The organism is Diaphorobacter sp. MNS-0, assembly GCF_019602835.1.
GTDB lineage: Bacteria > Pseudomonadota > Gammaproteobacteria > Burkholderiales > Burkholderiaceae_C > Diaphorobacter > Diaphorobacter nitroreducens.
Genome location: NZ_CP080761.1, coordinates 1 through 16,685, shown reverse-complemented (window position 1 = coordinate 16,685; position 16,685 = coordinate 1). Strand labels below are relative to the sequence as shown.

Sequence of the window (16,685 nt, the reverse complement as noted above, 5' to 3'; positions counted from 1 at the left end):
CACCCCGTGCGATAGGCACGGGCCACCGGCACCGGTGCGTAATCGTAGCCGCCACGCACGAAGCGCCGCCGCCCCCAAAAGTGTGGGGTGTGGGGCCAAGCAGGCCCCTGAAGGCCGGGCTCAGCCCGCGCCGCCCTGGTTCTTGCTGCCGCGGCGCGACTGCGCCTGGTTGCCGCTGCCCACCTGGTCCGTGCGGTCGCTGCGGCTGTCGGGCGTGCGACGCGCCTGGTTCAGGGCCGTGGGGGGCTGGTGCCCCTGCTGGTTGTGGTCGTTGGCCACCTTGTCGGTGGCGCCCGAGTTGTCGTTGGTGCGCTTCATGGCGGGCCTTTCAGAGATCGGTCCAGTCCACTCTAGGCAGCACGGCAGAGCGCGGGCGTCGGCGATGGGCCTGCCCGCCTGTGGGACGCGGCCCGACAGGCGATGCGGGAAGGGGTTAATGGTCCAATCGGGCTCCAGCGCTTATCCAGCAAGCGCCAACAGCTATACCCATAGGAGCAATCGGTCACCCTGCGGCCCGGCGCGCCAGCGTGAACGGCGGCAAGCCCTGCAGCAGGCGCTGGCCGTAGCCGGTGCGCACCAGGCGCTTGTCGTAGCAATACACGTGGGCGCGGTCTTCCTCGGTGCGGATGGCGCGGCCCACCCACTGCGCCAGGCGGATGGCGGTGGCGGGCACCACCAGTTCGCTGAACGGGTCGCGCCCGGCGCCGCGCAGCCATTCGGCGCGGGCCTCGCCCACAGGGTCGTCGGGCGGGGCGAAGGGCAGCTTGGTGATGAAGAGCGATTCGCACAGCCTGCCGGGCAGGTCCAGCCCCTCGCCGAAGGATTGCATGCCGAAGATGATGGAGGGCTGGCCTTCGGCCACGCGCTCGCGGTGGCGCGCCAGCAGCTGTGGGCGGGGCAGGGTGTTCTGCACCAGCACGGCGCTGCGCATGGCGGTGGGCAGCATGTCCACGGCCTGGCGCATCTGCTCGCGCGAGGTGAACAGCACCAGCGCGCCAGCCTCGACCAGGGCCAGGTCGGACAGCAGCGCGTCCACCATCTCGGCGGTGAAGGCCTGCGCATCGCGCGGCTCGGCGCGGGTCTCGGTGGCCACCAGCGTGCCCTGCAGCGCGTAGTCGAACGGGCTGGGCACGGCCAGCGTGGTGACGGCTTCGTCGCCGAACAGGCCCGATTCGCGCAGAAAAAAGTCAAACTGCCCGCAACTGGTGAGCGTGGCCGAGGTCAGCACCGCGCCGCGCACGGCGGACCACAGGTGGTTGCGCAACGTATTTCCCGGCAGCACGGGGCTGGCATGCGCGCGCACGACGATGAAGTCGCCCTCGACCTCCAGCGTGAACCACTTGGCGGCCGGCACCGCGCCCTCGGGCGCGTCCTGCAGCAGCAACTGGGCGCCCGCGTGCACGGCCTCCAGCCGCGGCGCCAGCACGCCGATCTGCGCATACAGCTGCGACAGGCGCCGCGCCTCATCGGGCTTGTCGCGCATTTCGCTGCGCAGGGCCTTGGAAATGGCGCGCAGGGCGTTCAGGAAGCCCTCGGCGTGGTGCGCGGCCTGGCTGAAGGGCTCCACCAACGCTTCGGGCAGCACACCGCCGGCCACGCGGGCGCGCGTGGGCAGGCTGGATGCGAACTGGCGGCGCCCCGGCACGGGCGCACGCAGTTGCTCGCCATACACGTCCATCACCAGGCGCGCGGCATCCTGCAGCGCGGCGCGCAGGCGCGCGGCGTGGTTGGGAATGTCGGCAATTTCCTCGACCTCCACCAACTGGCCGATGCGCAGCGCGCGGCTGGCCAGGCGGTCGATCCAGGTCAGGCGCGAGAGGTCGGCCTCGCAGGCGAACTGGTCGAGCGCGGTGGCGGGCAGGTGGTGGGCCTCGTCGATCACCAGCAGGCAGTTGTCCAGCTCGGGCAGCAGACGCGCGCCCAGGGACGACAGCAGCAGGTCGTGGTTGGCCACGATGACCTGCGCGGCCACGAGCTGCTTGCGCCGCTCGTAGTAGGTGCACTGGTTGAACACCGGGCAGTGCTTGCCGGTGCAGGAACTGGCCTCGGCCGCCACGGGACTCCAAGCCTCGGGCTCGGGCGGCGTAGCGAGCGTGTCGCGGTCGCCGTCCCATTCGCTGGTCGCCAGCGCGTCGGCCATGCTGGCGTAGAACTTCATGCGCGCCTCGGACTCGTGGCGCGGGCGCTTGCCGCGCTGCTCGGCCTCCTCGTCGGCGAACAGGTCGTCGTCGGGCAGGTCGCCGTCACCGCCCGGGCCGGCCGCGCCGCCGCCGGCCAGGCGCTCCAGCTTGAGCTTGCACACGTAGCGCCCGCGCCCCTTGGCCAGCGCGAACTGGAAGGGTTGCTCCATGCGTGCGGCCAGGGCCGGTAGGTCCTTGTGCACCAGCTGCTCCTGCAGCGCCACGGTGGCGGTGGAGATCAGCACCCGCGTGCCGCGCGCCAGCGCCATCGCGATCGCGGGCACGCTGTAGGCCAGCGACTTGCCCACGCCCGTGCCGGCCTGCACCACGGCAATCGCGCGCTGGGGCAGGGCATCGTCGTCCTCCAGCTTGCCCAGCTGCGCCTGGCTGAAGGTCTGGGCCACCTGCTCGGCCATGCGCCGCTGGCCCTCGCGCACGCGAAAGCCGGCCGTGGACTGGACCACCGCCTCGAACGATTGCAGGGCCTGGGCGGCCCACTCTGTGGAAGACATGGAAGGGGAGATCAGGCGCGGGACCGGCTTTGCAGTGCGTGCCACTGTAAATGCATAAGGGGTATCTATTTAGCTCCAGTGACGTGAGAATAGCTGGATGGAAACCCAGATGCTAACGCCAACTCCTGGACGGGACTACCCCCGCACCTGGAACGAATTTCTTGACTGGTTTGCCACCGAAGAGGCTTGCCAGGCGTTCCTGGAGAAGCTTCGGTGGCCCCAAGGCTTCGTCTGCCCGCGTTGCGGCAACGCTGGCGATGTGTACCGCGCCAGCCGCACCCGCCTGATGTGCCGCTCATGCCAGTACCAAGGCACAGTGACATCTGGAACCATCTTTGACAAGACGCGCACACCGCTGCGTGTCTGGCTGGCTGCAGCTTGGTACCTGACCAATCAGAAACAAGGCGTGAGCGCCCTGGGGCTGCAGCGCGTATTGGGTTTGGGGAGCTACCAGACCGCCTGGACCATGCTGCACCGGTTTCGACGTGCCATGGTCCGCCCGGGCCGGGACAAGCTCAAGGGGCTTGTGGAGGTGGATGAAACGTACCTGTCCATCACGGATCGCAAGAATCCCGCCACCCCTGCAGGGCGCAAGAGCAGCACCACCAAAGTGTTGATGGTCATGGCGGTGGAGATCGTGGAGCCCAAGGGGTTTGGGCGCATCCGGTTACGCCGCATTGACCGAGACGCCGCCACCCACGTAATCCCCTTTGTGCAGGAGGTGGTCGAGCCTGGAGCCCAGGTACGCACGGATGGTTCGGCGGCATACCGCGCTCTGGGAGAACTGGGTTACACCCACCAGCGCACCGTCATGCTCGGCTCAGGCGTACCTGCCCATGTCTCCATGGCGGGAGTGCACCGGGTCGCCTCACTGGTACAGCGCTGGGTGCTGGGAACACATCATGGCTCTGTACAGCCAGACCACCTGGACGCCTATCTCGATGAATTCGTGTTCCGTTTCAACCGGCGCACATCCAGCTCACGCGGGATGCTGTTTTACCGCTTGCTGCAGCAAGCGGTGGTTACGCCGCCAGTGACGTATGGGGATGTCGTGAGCAAGAACACCGGGGAGAGCCAATCGGATACCATTGCTGGATGAAATCACAGTATCAATGGGGCTGCTGGAGCTAAATAGATACCCCTTAAATGCATCCAGGCATGTTAGCCGAAGCAGGCTGGGCACTGCTCAGGGGCGGCTATACACCCCTGGCCGAGCACCCAGGCAATGTCTGGTCGCCCGTGCGCCCAACGCTGATGCCGTCGTCCGCCCCCGGCCTACGCGGAACCGGACGGGGTCTGCCTAGCATGGGGCGATCTGCCTTGCAGGCAAACGAGAGGTTCCCCATGCCATCCCATCGCGATACCCCGTCCCCTTCCAATGCCCCGGGCGCCGCGCCACCGTCGCCGGACGAGCACACCGATGTCCACGAACAGGGCGTGGACCTGCAGACCCCGCCCCAGCAGGAACGCGCCGCCGGCACCCCCGCCGCGCCCAAGCTGCCGCACGAGCGGGACCAGTCCGTCACCATGACCGGCGGCGAGCGCCATCCCGAGGTCGAGCAAGCCCACCGCGACGTGGAACGCGGCCTGCAAGACACCGACCGTGGGCCGCCCGCCGACCGCACCTATCGCAAGCTCAAGGACTCGGAATAGCTATTAAAAACGTAGCTGTTAGCGCCTGATGGTAAAGCGCTAGCACCTGTTTTTATTGTTCATCCGTGAGGGCGCTGCACAGCTCCACGCGCAGCCGCCGCACCTGCGCACCCGTGTACGCCTGCAAATGCGCCGTGGCCTCTGCGGCCAGCGCATCGGGCGTCGGCGCGGTGAGCAGCAGCAACTCGGGCGCTCCGCCCGGTGTGGCGGGTGCCGCCCACGTGCGGCGCCGCACCCTGACGCCCTCGCGCGCCAGCGCCCGTAGCACTGCCGTTTCGCACAGGGCCGCACCGGGCAGCAGGCGCAGCAGGTGCGGGGTCTTCACTGGGGCCATCGGCAGTACGGCGGGGGCGTCGCCCGCGCGGCGGTGGGTGCCCAGTGTGGGCACGCCAGGGCCCGTGGGTGCCGCGGAAGAAACGGCCGGCAGGCGCGCCAGGTCGATCAGGTCCGCCAGCACGGCGCTCGCCGTGGGCTCGCCGCCGGCGCCCGCGCCGCTGAAAAAGGCGCTGCCGGCTGCGTCGCCGCGCACCAGCAGCCCGTTGGTCGCGCCGTCCAGCAGCGCCAGCGAATGCCGCGCGGGCACCAGGGCCGGGTGCACGCGCAGCTGGATGGCCACGCGGCCCTCGCACTCCTGCTGCTCGGCCACGGCCAGCAGCTTGACGGCGTAGCCCAGATGCGCGGCGGCGGCCACGTCGCCCCGCTGCAGGTCGCGGATGCCCTCGACATGCACGGCGTCCAGCCGCACCGGCATGCCGAACGCGTTGGCGGCCAGCAGCGCCAGCTTGTGCGCGGCGTCGGTGCCGTCCACGTCGAAGGCCGGATCGGCCTCGGCATAGCCCAGTGCCTGGGCTTCGGTGAGCGCGGCGGCAAAGCCGAGGCCCGCCGCCTGCATGCGCGTGAGGATGTAGTTGCTGGTGCCGTTGAGCACGCCTGCCAGCGCGGTGATGCGGTTGGCCGCCAGCCCTTCGCGCAGCGCCTTGATCACGGGTACGCTGCCGGCCACGGCCGCTTCATAGGCCAGCACCCGGCCGTGGCGCGCGGCAGTCTGCGCCAGCGCCTCGCCGTGCGTGGCCAGCAGGGCCTTGTTGGCGGTCACCACATGCTTGCCATGCACCAGCGCGGCCTGCACCCAGTCGCGTGCGGCGCCGGTGCCGCCGGCCAGCTCCAGCACCACGTCCACACCGGGGTCGGTGGCCAGTTGCAGCGGGTCGGCCAGCAGGCGCACGCCGGGCGCGCCGTCCAGCGCCGTAGCGGCACGCGCGGTGTTGCGCGCGGCGACCGCGACGATCTCGATGGCGCGCCCGGCGCGTGCGTTGATGAGGTCCCGGTTGCGCCGCAGCACCCGCCACACGCCGCTGCCCACGGTGCCGGTGCCGATCATGCCCACGCGCAGGGCAGGGGGCGGGGCCGGGGCGCGGCGCGCACTGGCGTGCACCTCGGGCGAGGGGCTGAGCTGGGGTTCTACGAACATGTCTTTCTCCAAACACGGGCTGCAAAAGCCCACAAAAAAACCCAGCGGCCGGGGCTGGGTTTCGTTCGGAGGGGGAAGAAGACACCAGGGGGCCGCCGGTGCGGCCACCCTGCGCGTGCGCTAGGTCGCCGCGGTGGTCATGGTGGTAATCATTCGTGCGTTCACGCCCGATGCGCAGGCCCGCGCCGCGCCGGTGGCGGGGGTGCGTGGGTCAGAGCAAAGCAGTGTGAACAGCATGCGTGCAGTGTAGCGCAGGTGACGGTGCAGCGTGCTTTACTATTGTTTTGATAGCTGCTAGCGCTTGATGGACAAGCGCTAGAGGCGGTTTTGGTTTGAATGCCTAGGGATAAGAATCAGCAGCCGACGGCCTGGCCGTCGCGCCGGTGGTCGGAGCCCGCGGCGTAGGCGAAGCCGGTGCCGGGCGTGGCCTCCAGCCGGCGGATGATCTGTGCGCTGCCGAATTCCAGGCTGCCGGGCGCGGCCACCTGCGGGTCGTGCCCCAGCGCGCGCAGGCCCTCGACCACGGCGGCGGGCACGGTGTGTTCCAGCGTGAGCGCGCCCGCGTCGTTGATGCGCCAGCGCGGCGCGTCGGAGCAGGCCTGGGGGTTCAGGCCCTCCACGGCCTCGCGCAGCACCATCTGCACATGGCCCTGGGCCTGCATGTTGCCGCCCATCACGCCAAAGGCCATGTGGGGCTGTCCGCCGCGTGTGACGAAGGCCGGGATGATGCTGTGCATGGGCCGCTTGCCGCCCGCCACTTGGTTGGGGTGGCCCGGCGTGGTGACGAAGCCCATGCCGCGGTTGTGCAGCGCGATGCCCGTGCCCGGCACCACCACGCCCGAGCCGAAGCCCTTGAAGTTGGACTGGATGAACGACACCATGCGCCCCTCGCTGTCGGCTGTGCACAGGTACACCGTGCCGCCGCTGCCGGGCTGGCCGGCGGGGTACTGGCCGGCGCGCTGCGGGTCGATGAGCGCGGCGCGCTGGCGCAGGTAGGCTGGGTCCAGCAGCTGCGCGGGTGTGAGGCGCATGTGGTCCGGGTCGGCCACGTGGGCGTACAGGTCGGCAAAGGCCACGCGCATGGCCTCGATCTCCAGGTGCATGCGCGCGGCCGAGCCCGCTGCGGTGCTGCGGTAGGGCAGATGTTCCAGCAGGCCCAGCGCCATCAGCGCGGCGATGCCCTGGCCGTTGGGCGGGATCTCATGCACCGTGCGGTCGCCAAAGGGCACGCTGATGGGCTGCACCCATTCCACGGCGTGCGCGGCCAGGTCCTCCAGCGCCAGGCCTGCGCCGTGCTGGCGCGCGTAGTCGGCCATGGCCTGCGCCAGCCGGCCGCGGTAGAACGACGCGCCGCGCGTGCGGGCGATGTCCGCCAGCGTGTCCGCCTGGTCGGCAAAGCGCCAGATCTCGCCCGCCTGCGGCGCGCGTCCGCCGGGCGTGAAGGCCTCGAAGCCCGGCTGGCCCTTGAGGTCGATGGCCGCTTGCGCCCACTGGCGCGCGATCACCGGGCTGACGGGAAAGCCGTCGCGCGCGTGGCGGATGGCGTCGGTGAACAGGTCTTCGAAGGGCAGGGCGCCAAAGCGCTCGGACAGCGCCACCCAGCCCGCCACGCCGCCGGGCGTGGTCACCGTGTCCCAGCCGATGCGCGGCATTTGCGGCAGGTGGGCAAAGCGTTCGGCCGACCAGGCGCGCGGCGCGCGGCCCGAGGCGTTCAGGCCGTGCAGCGCGGCGCCGTCCCACACCAGCGCGAAGGCGTCGCCGCCAATCCCGTTCATCACCGGCTCCACCACCGTGAGCGTGATGGCCGCGGCCAGGGCCGCGTCGATCGCATTGCCGCCGCGCGCAAACGCCGCCGCGCCGGCCTGCGCGGCCAGCGGCTGGGAGGTGGAGACCACGTTGCGCGCCAGCACGGGCTGGCGGCCGGAGGGGTAGGGGAGTTGCCAAGTCATGGAAGCCGATCTGGAAGGGAAAGGAATGCCTGTTCGATTGTGCCGCCGTGAAGGCGCCGCCCTACTGCGTGGAATTGCGCACCATGCGGATCGCATCGAACGGGCAGCGCAGCGCACACAGCGCGCAGCCGGTACAGCCCGGCGCGTCATGCAGCACCGAGCGTTTGGGACCGAAGCGCTCCGGTCCCTGCACCTGCAGCGACAGCACATGCGGCGGGCACACGCCCACGCACCAGCCGCAGCCGGTGCAGCGCTGCGGGTCGATCGTGGGCAGGGCCTTGCGCGGGGCGGTCATCGGCGCAGCATGCCACGGCGGGCGCTACAGTGCGGGGCTTATGGCTGAATCCGCTGCTTCCATCACCCGCCACCTGCGCATCCACGGCCTGGTGCAGGGCGTGTACTACCGCAAGTCCATGACCGAAGCCGCGCGCCGCCTGGGCGTGCAGGGCTGGGTGCGCAACCGCCAGGACGGCACCGTGGAAGCGCTGGCCAGCGGCGCCGCGCCGGCCGTGCAGGCGCTGATCGACTGGGCCCACGAGGGTCCGCCCGCCGCGCGGGTGGAGCGTGTGGAGGTGGCAGAGGCGCCCGCCTGCGACGCCCAAGGGTTTGAGCAGCGCGAGACGGTTTAAGCCAAATCGGCATCTAGCGCTTATCCAGCAAGCGATTGCAGCTATGAAAACAGGAGCTTGCCGGCGGCGGCCGTTCCGGCTGGGCGTCAGGCGAGCTGCCGCAGCAATTCCAGCGCGCCGGCCGGTGCCCGCTCCTTGGCGCCGTTGATGAAGTACACGAAGGCGTCGCGCGGCCGCTCGCCGCCGGTCCAGGCGCGCACACCGGCAGCCCATTGCGCGATGGCCTCGGGCGTGTAGCCGGTGGGGATGTCGGCCTGGCTGCGCATCAGCCGCAGGTAGGCAAAGTCGGCCTCGGCGTCGGCCATCGCGGGGAATTTCTCGGAGTCCGTGCACACCGGCACGCAGCCGTAGCGGCGTGCCAGGGCGATGAAGGCCGGCGTGGCGAAGCTCTCGTGCCGCACGTCCAGCGCATGGCGCAGGCGGCGCCCATCCACTTCGCGCGGCAGCAGCGCCAGGAAGGCCTCGAAGTCCGCTTCCTCGAACCGCTTGCTGGGCATGAACTGCCAGACGATGGGGCCGAGCTTGCCCTGCAACTGCGCAATGCCGCTGCCCACGAAGCGCGCGATCGCATCACCCGCCGTGGCCAACACCCGGCGGTGCGTCACCAGCCGGTGGGCCTTGAGCGAGAACATGAAGCCGTCGGGCGTTTCGTCGTGCCACTTGGCGAAGGTGGCGGGCTGGAAGGTGCTGTAGAACGTGCCGTTGACCTCGATGGCCGTGAGCTGGCGGCTGGCGTAATGCAGTTCCTTGGCCTGCGCCAGGCCCGGCGGGTAGAAACTGCCGCGCCAGGGCGCGAAGGTCCAGCCGCCGATGCCGACGCGGATGTGCGGGCGGCCGGTGGCGGTGTCCACGGCAGCGCCGCTCACTGCACCAGCGTGGCGCTGAGCGTGATCTCCGGCACCGCGGCCAGTGCCTTGGACAAGGGGCAGTTGGCCTTGGCGTCGGCGGCCAGCTTCTGGAAGGTGGCCTCGTCCATACCCGGCACCTTGGCCTTCAGCGTGAGCGCGATGCGGTCGATGAGAAAACCCTCGCCCTGCTGGGTCAGACGCACGCTGGCCGTGGTGTCGACGCGCTCGGTGACGAAGCCGGCCTTGTCCGCCGCGAACGAGAAGGCCATCGTGAAGCAGGCGGCATGCGCCGCGCCCAGGATTTCCTCGGGATTGGTGCCCTTGCGGTCGTCGCCAAAGCGGCTGGCAAAGCCATAGGGGTACTTCTGCAGCGCTTCGGTCTCGGTGCTGATCTGGCCCTGGCCGGCCTTGCCGCCGCCTTCCCAGTGAACGCTGGCCTTCTTCTCGGACATGGGAACCTCCACAGTGTGCAAAGACGCCCATGACACCATGCCGCGCGCGCGGCGCAGGTGGGCGGCCGCTGGCTTGCGGCGTGGGCCGCGTCCTACAGCGTGGTGGTCAGCCGCGGCGCTGCCGCTCGCGCGCGCCGTAGGCGCAGTAGCCGGGCTTGGGGCTTTTCTTCTGTGGGTGCAGGCGGCAGGTCTCGGGCCGCTGCTCGTACACGGTGCACAGGCGCGTGGCGGCGTCCAGGAACTGGCAATCGCCGCTGGCGCGCCGGGCCAGGGTGAAGAGGGTGTTCTTGTGGTTGAAGTGGTCGATCAGCCGCGCCTTCTGCAGCCGTTTGGCGATGTGGCGGGGCTCTTCATGCTCGGCCTCGAAGGCGTCCACCAGGCCCAGGCGCACCAGGTCGGACAGGTGCACTTCCAGCGGCATGGTGCAGCAGTTGGCCGCGCAGCTCTCGCACAGGCCCGCGCGGTAGCGGGTCCAGGTGTCGACGCGGTCGACGTCGACGATGGCGATGGGGGATCTCATGGCGCGGGCGTGCAGGGCTGCGGGGCCAGCGGCCGGGCCTGCGCCGCCAGCGCGTGCAGCTCGTCGCCCGTGAGGCGGTAGCGGATCCATTCGCTCTGCGGGCGCGCGCCCAGGCTGTCGTACAGCGCGATGGAGGGTGTGTTCCAGTCCAGCACGCTCCACTCGAAGCGCCCGCAGTCGTGGTCCACGGCGATGCGGGCCAGTTGCCGCAGCAGCGCCATGCCTGCGCCCTTGCCGCGGTGCTCTGGCGAGACGTACAGGTCTTCCAGGTACAGGCCGTGGCGGCCCTGCCAGGTGGAGTAGTTGAAGAAGTACACCGCGAAGCCCACGGCGGTGCCGCCGGCCTCGCAGATCAGGCCGTGCACCTTGGGGTTGGCGCAGAACAGCGTGCGGTGCACGTGCGCGGGCGTGGCCAGCGCCTCATGCTCCGCTTTTTCATAGATCGCCAGTTCTCGCACGAAGTGCAAGATCAGATCGGTGTCGTCAATGGTGGCGGGGCGGATGGTCAAGACGGTCATAACTGCCAACGGCTTTGGTGCAGCAGAAGTTCATTAAAAACGCAATGGTGTGAAGGGCTGCAACCGATGCATTGCTGCCGGTTGCTTTTTGATAGCCATGACCTGCCATGCAGCGGTGGTGTTCTTCACGGTAGACAATAACAACTCAAACGCTGAAATTCCTCAAAAAATGATCGATTGGGTCCCTGTAATCTTCATTACGTTCAAGGTGCTCGTCTTTGGCACGTGCATGTTCTTTGCCATCAAATGGCATTACGACCAGGGGAACAAGGGAACGGACAGGCGCGCGCTGCTGCGCACGAGTGGCAAGGTCGTTGCCGTCTTCATGCTGGCGCTGCTGGCGGTATTGCTCTTCACCTTCGGCCTTTCCAAGATGCTCGGTATGGACTTGCGCCTTCCGTGACGGCAACGACTGGCACGGCAGTCGGGATTGCCTTGCGGGGTGACCGATAAAAACGTCTTGTCTCCAGCGATGAAAAGCCATGGATGTTGGTCCATGGCTTTTTCTCACTGACGGCGCCCCAATCGTCGGGGGATGGGCCCTTTACAGCAACGATCAAACGTCGATATTGCCCGCGCGCAGCGCATTGGTCTCGATGAAGTCGCGGCGGGGCTCAACCTCGTCGCCCATCAGCATGGTGAACACGCGATCGGCCTCGATGGCGTCGTCGATCTGCACGCGCAGCAGGCGGCGCACCTCGGGGTCCATGGTGGTTTCCCACAGCTGCTCGGGGTTCATCTCGCCCAGGCCCTTGTAGCGCTGGCGGCTGGTGGTGCGCTCGGCTTCGCTGATCAGCCAGGCCATGGCCTGGCGGAAGTCGCCCACCTTTTCCTCCTTGGCCTTCTCGCCCTCGCCACGCGTGACCTTGGCGCCTTCCTGGATCAGCCCGCGGAAGCTCTCGGCGGCCTGGGCCAGGGCGGCGTAGTCGTCGCCGGCCACGAAGTCCTGCGTGATCAGGCTGCTCTTGATGTTGCCATGGTGGTGGCGGCTGATGCGCAGGATGGGCTTGTCGGTGCGCGGGTCGATCTCGCCCGCCACATCGGCGGGCACGCCGTTGGTGTTGAGTTCGCGCAGCTTGGCCTGCAGCTGCACGGCACTGGCCTCGGCGTCCTGCAGGGTGTCCAGGTTGAAGACCACGCCGTCGGCCACGGCGCGCAGCGCCTCGGCATCCATGAAGGCGGACAGGCGCGCGATCACCTGCTCGGCATGCTGGTGCGTGCGCGCTAGCTGGGCCAGTTCGTCGCCGGCCAGCGTGCGGGGCTGGTCGCCGCCGGTGGTGATGCTGGCGTGGTTCAGCGCCACGCGCAGCAGGAAGGTGTCCAGCGCCGCGGCGTCTTTCAGGTACAGCTCTTCCTTGCCGTTCTTCACCTTGTACAGCGGCGGCTGGGCGATGTAGATGTGGCCGCGCTCCACCAGCTCGGGCATCTGGCGGTAGAAGAAGGTCAACAGCAGCGTGCGGATGTGGGCGCCGTCCACGTCCGCGTCGGTCATGATGATGATGCGGTGGTAACGCAGCTTGGCCACGTCGAAGTCGTCAGCGCCGCTCTTGCCCGATTCCACGGCGGCCTTGCCGATGCCGGTGCCCAGGGCGGTGATGAGGGTGACGATTTCGTTGCTGGACAGCAGCTTCTCGTAGCGCGCCTTCTCCACGTTCAGGATCTTGCCGCGCAGCGGCAGGATGGCCTGGAACTTGCGGTCGCGCCCCTGCTTGGCGGAGCCGCCGGCGGAGTCGCCCTCGACGATGTAGATCTCGCACAGCGCCGGGTCTTTCTCCTGGCAGTCGGCCAGCTTGCCGGGCAGGCCCATGCCGTCCAGCACGCCTTTGCGGCGTGTCATCTCGCGTGCCTTGCGCGCGGCCTCGCGCGCACGCGCGGCCTCGACGATCTTGCCGCAGAGGATCTTCGCGTCGTTCGGTTTTTCCTCCAGATAGTCGGTGAGCGCCTTGGCGACGATGTCCTCGACCGGCGCGCGCACTTCGGAGCTGACCAGCTTGTCCTTGGTCTGGCTGCTGAACTTGGGTTCGGGCACCTTCACGCTCAGGACGCAGCACAGGCCTTCGCGCATGTCGTCGCCGCTGACCTCGACCTTGGCCTTCTTGGCCAGCTCGTTCTGCTCGATGTACTTGCCGATCACGCGCGTCATCGCCGCGCGCAGGCCGGTCAGGTGCGTGCCGCCGTCACGCTGCGGGATGTTGTTGGTGAAACAGAGGACTTGCTCGTTGTAGCCGTCGTTCCACTGCATGGCCACTTCGACGCCAATCTCGGTGCCGGGGATGCCGCCGTAGGTCTCGGCCGGGCGTGAGCCCGTGGCGTGGAAGGCCGTGGGATGCAGCACTTTCTTGGTGCCGTTGATGAATTCCACGAAGCCCTTGACGCCGCCGGCGCCGGAGAAGTCGTCTTCCTTGCCGGTGCGCTCGTCGATGAGGCGGATGCGCACGCCGTTGTTCAGGAACGAGAGCTCGCGCAGGCGCTTGGCGAGGATCTCGTAGTGGAAGTCGTTGTTTTCCTTGAAGATCTCGGTGTCGGGCAGAAAGCGCACCTCGGTGCCGCGCTTTTCCGTGGGGCCGATGACCTTCATAGGCGAGACCTCGACCCCGTCCACGACCTCGATGAGGCGGTTCTGCACCACGCCCTGGGCGAATTCAAGCTGGTGTGTCTGCCCGTCGCGGCGCACGGTCAGGCGCAGTTTCTTGGACAGCGCGTTCACGCAGGACACGCCCACGCCGTGCAGGCCGCCCGAGACCTTGTAGCTGTTCTGGTTGAACTTGCCGCCGGCGTGCAGTTCGGTCAGCGCGATCTCGGCGGCCGAGCGCTTGGGCTCGTGCTTGTCGTCCATCTTCACGCCGGTGGGAATGCCGCGGCCGTTGTCCACCACGCTGATGGAGTTGTCGGTGTGGATGGTGACGACGATGTCGTCGCAGTGGCCGGCCAGGGCCTCGTCGATGGAGTTGTCCACCACCTCGAAGACCAGGTGGTGCAGTCCGGTGCCGTCGGACGTATCGCCGATGTACATGCCCGGACGCTTGCGCACGGCCTCCAGGCCCTCCAGGATCTGGATGGCGCCCTCGCCGTAGCCGTCGCTGCCGGCGACCGATGCGACGGGCTGCTCGGCCGGGGCGGAAATGGGCTGTTCGGGGGCGGGCTGCGATTGCTCTGCGGTCATGAAAGGGCTGCCTTCGGTCCAGGCGCACCGGCACGGCGTGCCGGCGGCCTTATAGGAATCAAATGTGCCGCTAGCGCCCATCCATCAAGCGCTAACAGCTATCAAAATAATAGTGTGTCAGATGCGCATGGGCATCACGACGTACTTGAAGTGCTCGTTGTCGGGGATGGTCATCAACGCGGAGCTGTTGCCGTCGGCCAGGTCGACCTTCACCATGTCCTGGCCCATGTTGGCCAGGGCGTCGATGAGGTAGCTGACGTTGAAGCCGATCTCGATGGCGTCGCCGCCGTAGTCGATGTCGAGTTCGTCCACCGCCTCTTCCTGCTCGGCGTTGTTCGACGCCACACGCAGCAGGCCGGGTTCGATGTTCAGGCGCACGCCCTTGAACTTGTCGCTGGTCATGATGGCCGTGCGCTGCAGGCTGGCCAGCAGCGGGGCGCGGCCCAGGGTCACGCTGTTGTGGTGGTTCTTGGGAATCACGCGGTTGTAGTCGGGGAACTTGCCCTCCACCAGCTTGGTGACGAACTCCATGCCGCCGAAGCTGAACTTGGCCTGGTTGTTGGCGAACTGCATCTCGATGGCGCCGTCGGCATCCGACAGCAGACGCTGCAGCTCCAGCACGGTCTTGCGCGGCAAGATGACCTCCTGCTTGGGCACTTCCACGTCCAGCTGCGCGCTGGCGAACGCCAGGCGGTGGCCGTCGGTGGCGACCAGCGAGAGCGTCGTACCCTCGGCCACGAACAGGATGCCGTTCAGGTAGTAGCGGATGTCCTGCACCGCCATGGCGAACGACACCTGCCCCAGCAGGCTCTTCAGGACCTTCTGCGGCACGCTGAAGGCGGGGCCGAAGCTGGCGGCTTCCTGCACCAGCGGGAAGTCCTCGGCCGGCAGCGTCTGCAGTGTGAAGCGGCTCTTGCCGCCCTTCAGGATCAGCTTGGACTGGCTGGACTCCAGGCTCACCGTCTGGTCGGAGGGCATGGTCTTCAGGATGTCGATGAGCTTGCGCGCACCCACCGTGGTGGTGAAGTCGCCCGTGTCGCCGCCCAGCTCGGCCGTAGTGCGGATCTGGATCTCCAGGTCGCTGGTGGTGAGCTGGATGGCATTGCCCGTCTTGCGCAGCAGCACATTGGCCAGGATGGGCAGCGTGTGGCGGCGCTCGACGATGCCGGCAACCGATTGCAGAACGGCGAGAACCTTGTCTTGTGTGGCCTTCAGGACAATCATGTCGTCAACCTTTGGTGGTTTTTGGGGATAGGTGCGCAGACGGCGGCATGGGCAGTGCCCCCTCCCGGGCCGTCCAACGCGCCATTTTGCCCGCGAACGGGCGTGCTTTTGCGGGGGGCGGTCCTTTTCGCTCCATGGGGCGCGTCAACCCTTCAGCGTCTGTTCCAGCACGTGCAGCTGCTGGTTGAGTTCGGTGAGCTGCTGGCGTTCGGCGCCAATCTTGCGCACCGCGTGCAGCACCGTGGTGTGGTCGCGCCCGCCGAACAGCTCGCCGATCTCGGGCAGGCTCTTTTGCGTGAGCTCCTTGGCCAGGTACATGGCGATCTGCCGCGGGCGGGCGATGCTGGCTGGACGCTTCTTGCTGTACATGTCCGCGACCTTGATCTTGTAATAGTCGGCCACGGTCTTCTGGATGTTTTCCACCGAGATCTGCCGGTTTTGGATCGACAGCAGGTCGCGCAGCGCTTCGCGCGCGAGTTGGATGGAAACTTCCTTCTGGTTGAAGCGGCTGTAGGCCAGGATCTTGCGCAGCGCGCCTTCGAGTTCGCGCACGTTGGAGCGCACATTCTTGGCCACGAAGAAGGCCACCTCTTCGGGCATCTCCGACCCTTCGGCGCGCGCCTTGTTGATCAGGATGGCCACGCGCATTTCCAGCTCGGGCGGCTCGATCGCCACCGTCAGCCCAGAGTCGAAGCGCGAGACCAGCCGCTCGTGGATGTTGGCCAGACCCTTGGGATAGGTGTCCGAAGTCATCACGATGTGGCTCTTCTTGGCCAGCAGCGCCTCGAAGGCGTTGAAAAATTCTTCCTGCGTGCGGTCCTTGTTGGCAAAGAATTGCACGTCGTCGATCAACAGCAGATCGAGCGAGTGGTAGCGCTCCTTGAAGTCGTCGAAGGTACGGCGCTGGTATGACTTGACCACATCCGAGACGAACTGCTCCGCATGGATGTAGAGAACCTTGGCGTCGGGACGGTCCTGCAAGAGCTTGTTGCCCACGGCATGCACCAGGTGGGTCTTGCCCAAGCCCACGCCGCCATAGATGAACAGCGGGTTGTACAAGTGGCCGGGCGAGCCGGCCACGTGCATCGCCGCCGAGCGCGCCATGCGGTTGGCCGTGCCCTCCACCAACGTCTCGAAGGTCAACGCCGGGTTCAGGCGCGTGCGGAAGGCGCCGGCAGGCGCCTCGTCGGCCGTGGGGTGGGCGGACGGTGCATCGCCGGTGGCGGGGGTCTCTGGCGCCGTGGGACGGACGTAAGTCCTGACAACGGATTCCCGCTGAGCAAGCGCTAACTCCAGGGTGACCGGTTGGCCGTACAGACCTTCGAGCAAGGCCGAGATGCGGCCGGCATACTGCGCGCGGATCCAGTCGAGCTTGAAGCGGTTGGCCACCAGCAGGGTGACCTTGGAAAAATCGGGGGCGACCTGGGCCACCAGGGGCTTGATCCAGGTATTGAACTGCTGTTCCGGGAGGTCCTGCGCCAGTTGCTCGGCACAGGCCTGCCACAGACCCTGGCCGGCGCTGGCGCCGTCGCTGTCGTGGCTGGAGGAGTGAAGTCCCTCGTTCAT

16 protein-coding genes are annotated in these 16,685 nt (G+C 67.9%); 4 read left to right on the top strand and 12 right to left on the bottom strand.

The window, feature by feature from the left end:
* Positions 1-120 precede the first annotated feature (120 nt).
* Positions 121-318 carry a hypothetical protein gene (locus K2L43_RS00080; RefSeq protein WP_011807233.1) on the bottom strand — a complete coding sequence of 66 codons (198 nt, stop codon included), beginning with the start codon at positions 316-318 and terminating at the stop codon, positions 121-123.
* Positions 319-502: 184 nt separating this feature from the next.
* Positions 503-2,692 (bottom strand): ATP-dependent DNA helicase DinG, encoded by a 2,190-nt coding sequence (dinG, locus tag K2L43_RS00075; protein WP_220638226.1) that lies wholly within the window; start codon positions 2,690-2,692, stop codon positions 503-505.
* 97 nt (positions 2,693-2,789) lie between these two features.
* Here dinG and K2L43_RS00070 point away from each other — a divergent pair, with 97 nt between their 5' ends.
* Positions 2,790-3,791 (top strand): IS1595-like element ISCsp2 family transposase, encoded by a 1,002-nt coding sequence (locus tag K2L43_RS00070; protein WP_011805960.1) that lies wholly within the window; start codon positions 2,790-2,792, stop codon positions 3,789-3,791.
* Positions 3,792-4,036: 245 nt separating this feature from the next.
* A complete protein-coding gene (locus tag K2L43_RS00065; RefSeq protein WP_220638225.1) occupies positions 4,037-4,345 on the top strand; it encodes a hypothetical protein in 309 nt (102 codons plus the stop codon).
* 52 nt (positions 4,346-4,397) lie between these two features.
* Here K2L43_RS00065 and K2L43_RS00060 read toward each other — a convergent pair whose 3' ends face one another.
* The 3 genes from K2L43_RS00060 to K2L43_RS00050 form a co-directional block, all read right to left on the bottom strand.
* Entirely contained in the window at positions 4,398-5,816 is a 1,419-nt protein-coding gene (locus K2L43_RS00060) for a homoserine dehydrogenase (RefSeq protein WP_220638224.1), read from the bottom strand.
* A 353-nt stretch (positions 5,817-6,169) separates the two neighbouring features.
* On the bottom strand, positions 6,170-7,765 hold the full coding sequence (locus K2L43_RS00055; RefSeq protein ID WP_220638223.1) for a gamma-glutamyltransferase family protein: 1,596 nt from the start codon (positions 7,763-7,765) through the stop codon (positions 6,170-6,172).
* Positions 7,766-7,826: 61 nt separating this feature from the next.
* Positions 7,827-8,060 (bottom strand): ATP-binding protein, encoded by a 234-nt coding sequence (locus tag K2L43_RS00050; RefSeq protein ID WP_220638222.1) that lies wholly within the window; start codon positions 8,058-8,060, stop codon positions 7,827-7,829.
* Between the two features lie 40 nt (positions 8,061-8,100).
* Here K2L43_RS00050 and K2L43_RS00045 point away from each other — a divergent pair, with 40 nt between their 5' ends.
* Positions 8,101-8,394 (top strand): acylphosphatase, encoded by a 294-nt coding sequence (locus K2L43_RS00045; protein ID WP_011807227.1) that lies wholly within the window; start codon positions 8,101-8,103, stop codon positions 8,392-8,394.
* Between the two features lie 86 nt (positions 8,395-8,480).
* Here K2L43_RS00045 and K2L43_RS00040 read toward each other — a convergent pair whose 3' ends face one another.
* From K2L43_RS00040 to K2L43_RS00025, 4 genes are all read right to left on the bottom strand, one after another.
* Complete coding sequence (locus tag K2L43_RS00040) at positions 8,481-9,245, bottom strand: DUF72 domain-containing protein (RefSeq protein WP_220638221.1); 765 nt, start codon at positions 9,243-9,245, stop codon at positions 8,481-8,483.
* Positions 9,246-9,256: 11 nt separating this feature from the next.
* Complete coding sequence (locus tag K2L43_RS00035; RefSeq protein WP_135148357.1) at positions 9,257-9,694, bottom strand: OsmC family protein; 438 nt, start codon at positions 9,692-9,694, stop codon at positions 9,257-9,259.
* Between the two features lie 106 nt (positions 9,695-9,800).
* Positions 9,801-10,214 carry a YkgJ family cysteine cluster protein gene (locus K2L43_RS00030; protein ID WP_220638220.1) on the bottom strand — a complete coding sequence of 138 codons (414 nt, stop codon included), beginning with the start codon at positions 10,212-10,214 and terminating at the stop codon, positions 9,801-9,803.
* On the bottom strand, positions 10,211-10,732 hold the full coding sequence (locus K2L43_RS00025) for a GNAT family N-acetyltransferase (protein WP_011807223.1): 522 nt from the start codon (positions 10,730-10,732) through the stop codon (positions 10,211-10,213). The genes K2L43_RS00030 and K2L43_RS00025 overlap by 4 nt, the downstream gene beginning before the upstream one ends.
* Before the next feature lie 169 nt (positions 10,733-10,901).
* On the opposite strand from K2L43_RS00025, the gene K2L43_RS00020 reads away from it, so the two are divergent.
* Positions 10,902-11,135, top strand: coding sequence for a hypothetical protein (locus tag K2L43_RS00020; RefSeq protein ID WP_135148360.1), 234 nt, complete (start codon positions 10,902-10,904; stop codon positions 11,133-11,135).
* Positions 11,136-11,288: 153 nt separating this feature from the next.
* Here K2L43_RS00020 and gyrB read toward each other — a convergent pair whose 3' ends face one another.
* From gyrB to dnaA, 3 genes are all read right to left on the bottom strand, one after another.
* Entirely contained in the window at positions 11,289-13,895 is a 2,607-nt protein-coding gene (gene gyrB, locus K2L43_RS00015) for a DNA topoisomerase (ATP-hydrolyzing) subunit B (protein WP_220638219.1), read from the bottom strand.
* Positions 13,896-14,012: 117 nt separating this feature from the next.
* Positions 14,013-15,119: a DNA polymerase III subunit beta gene (dnaN, locus tag K2L43_RS00010; RefSeq protein WP_123675434.1), complete on the bottom strand. Its 1,107-nt coding sequence runs from the start codon at positions 15,117-15,119 to the stop codon at positions 14,013-14,015.
* A gap of 144 nt (positions 15,120-15,263) precedes the next feature.
* Positions 15,264-16,685 carry a chromosomal replication initiator protein DnaA gene (dnaA, locus tag K2L43_RS00005; protein WP_012655123.1) on the bottom strand — a complete coding sequence of 474 codons (1,422 nt, stop codon included), beginning with the start codon at positions 16,683-16,685 and terminating at the stop codon, positions 15,264-15,266.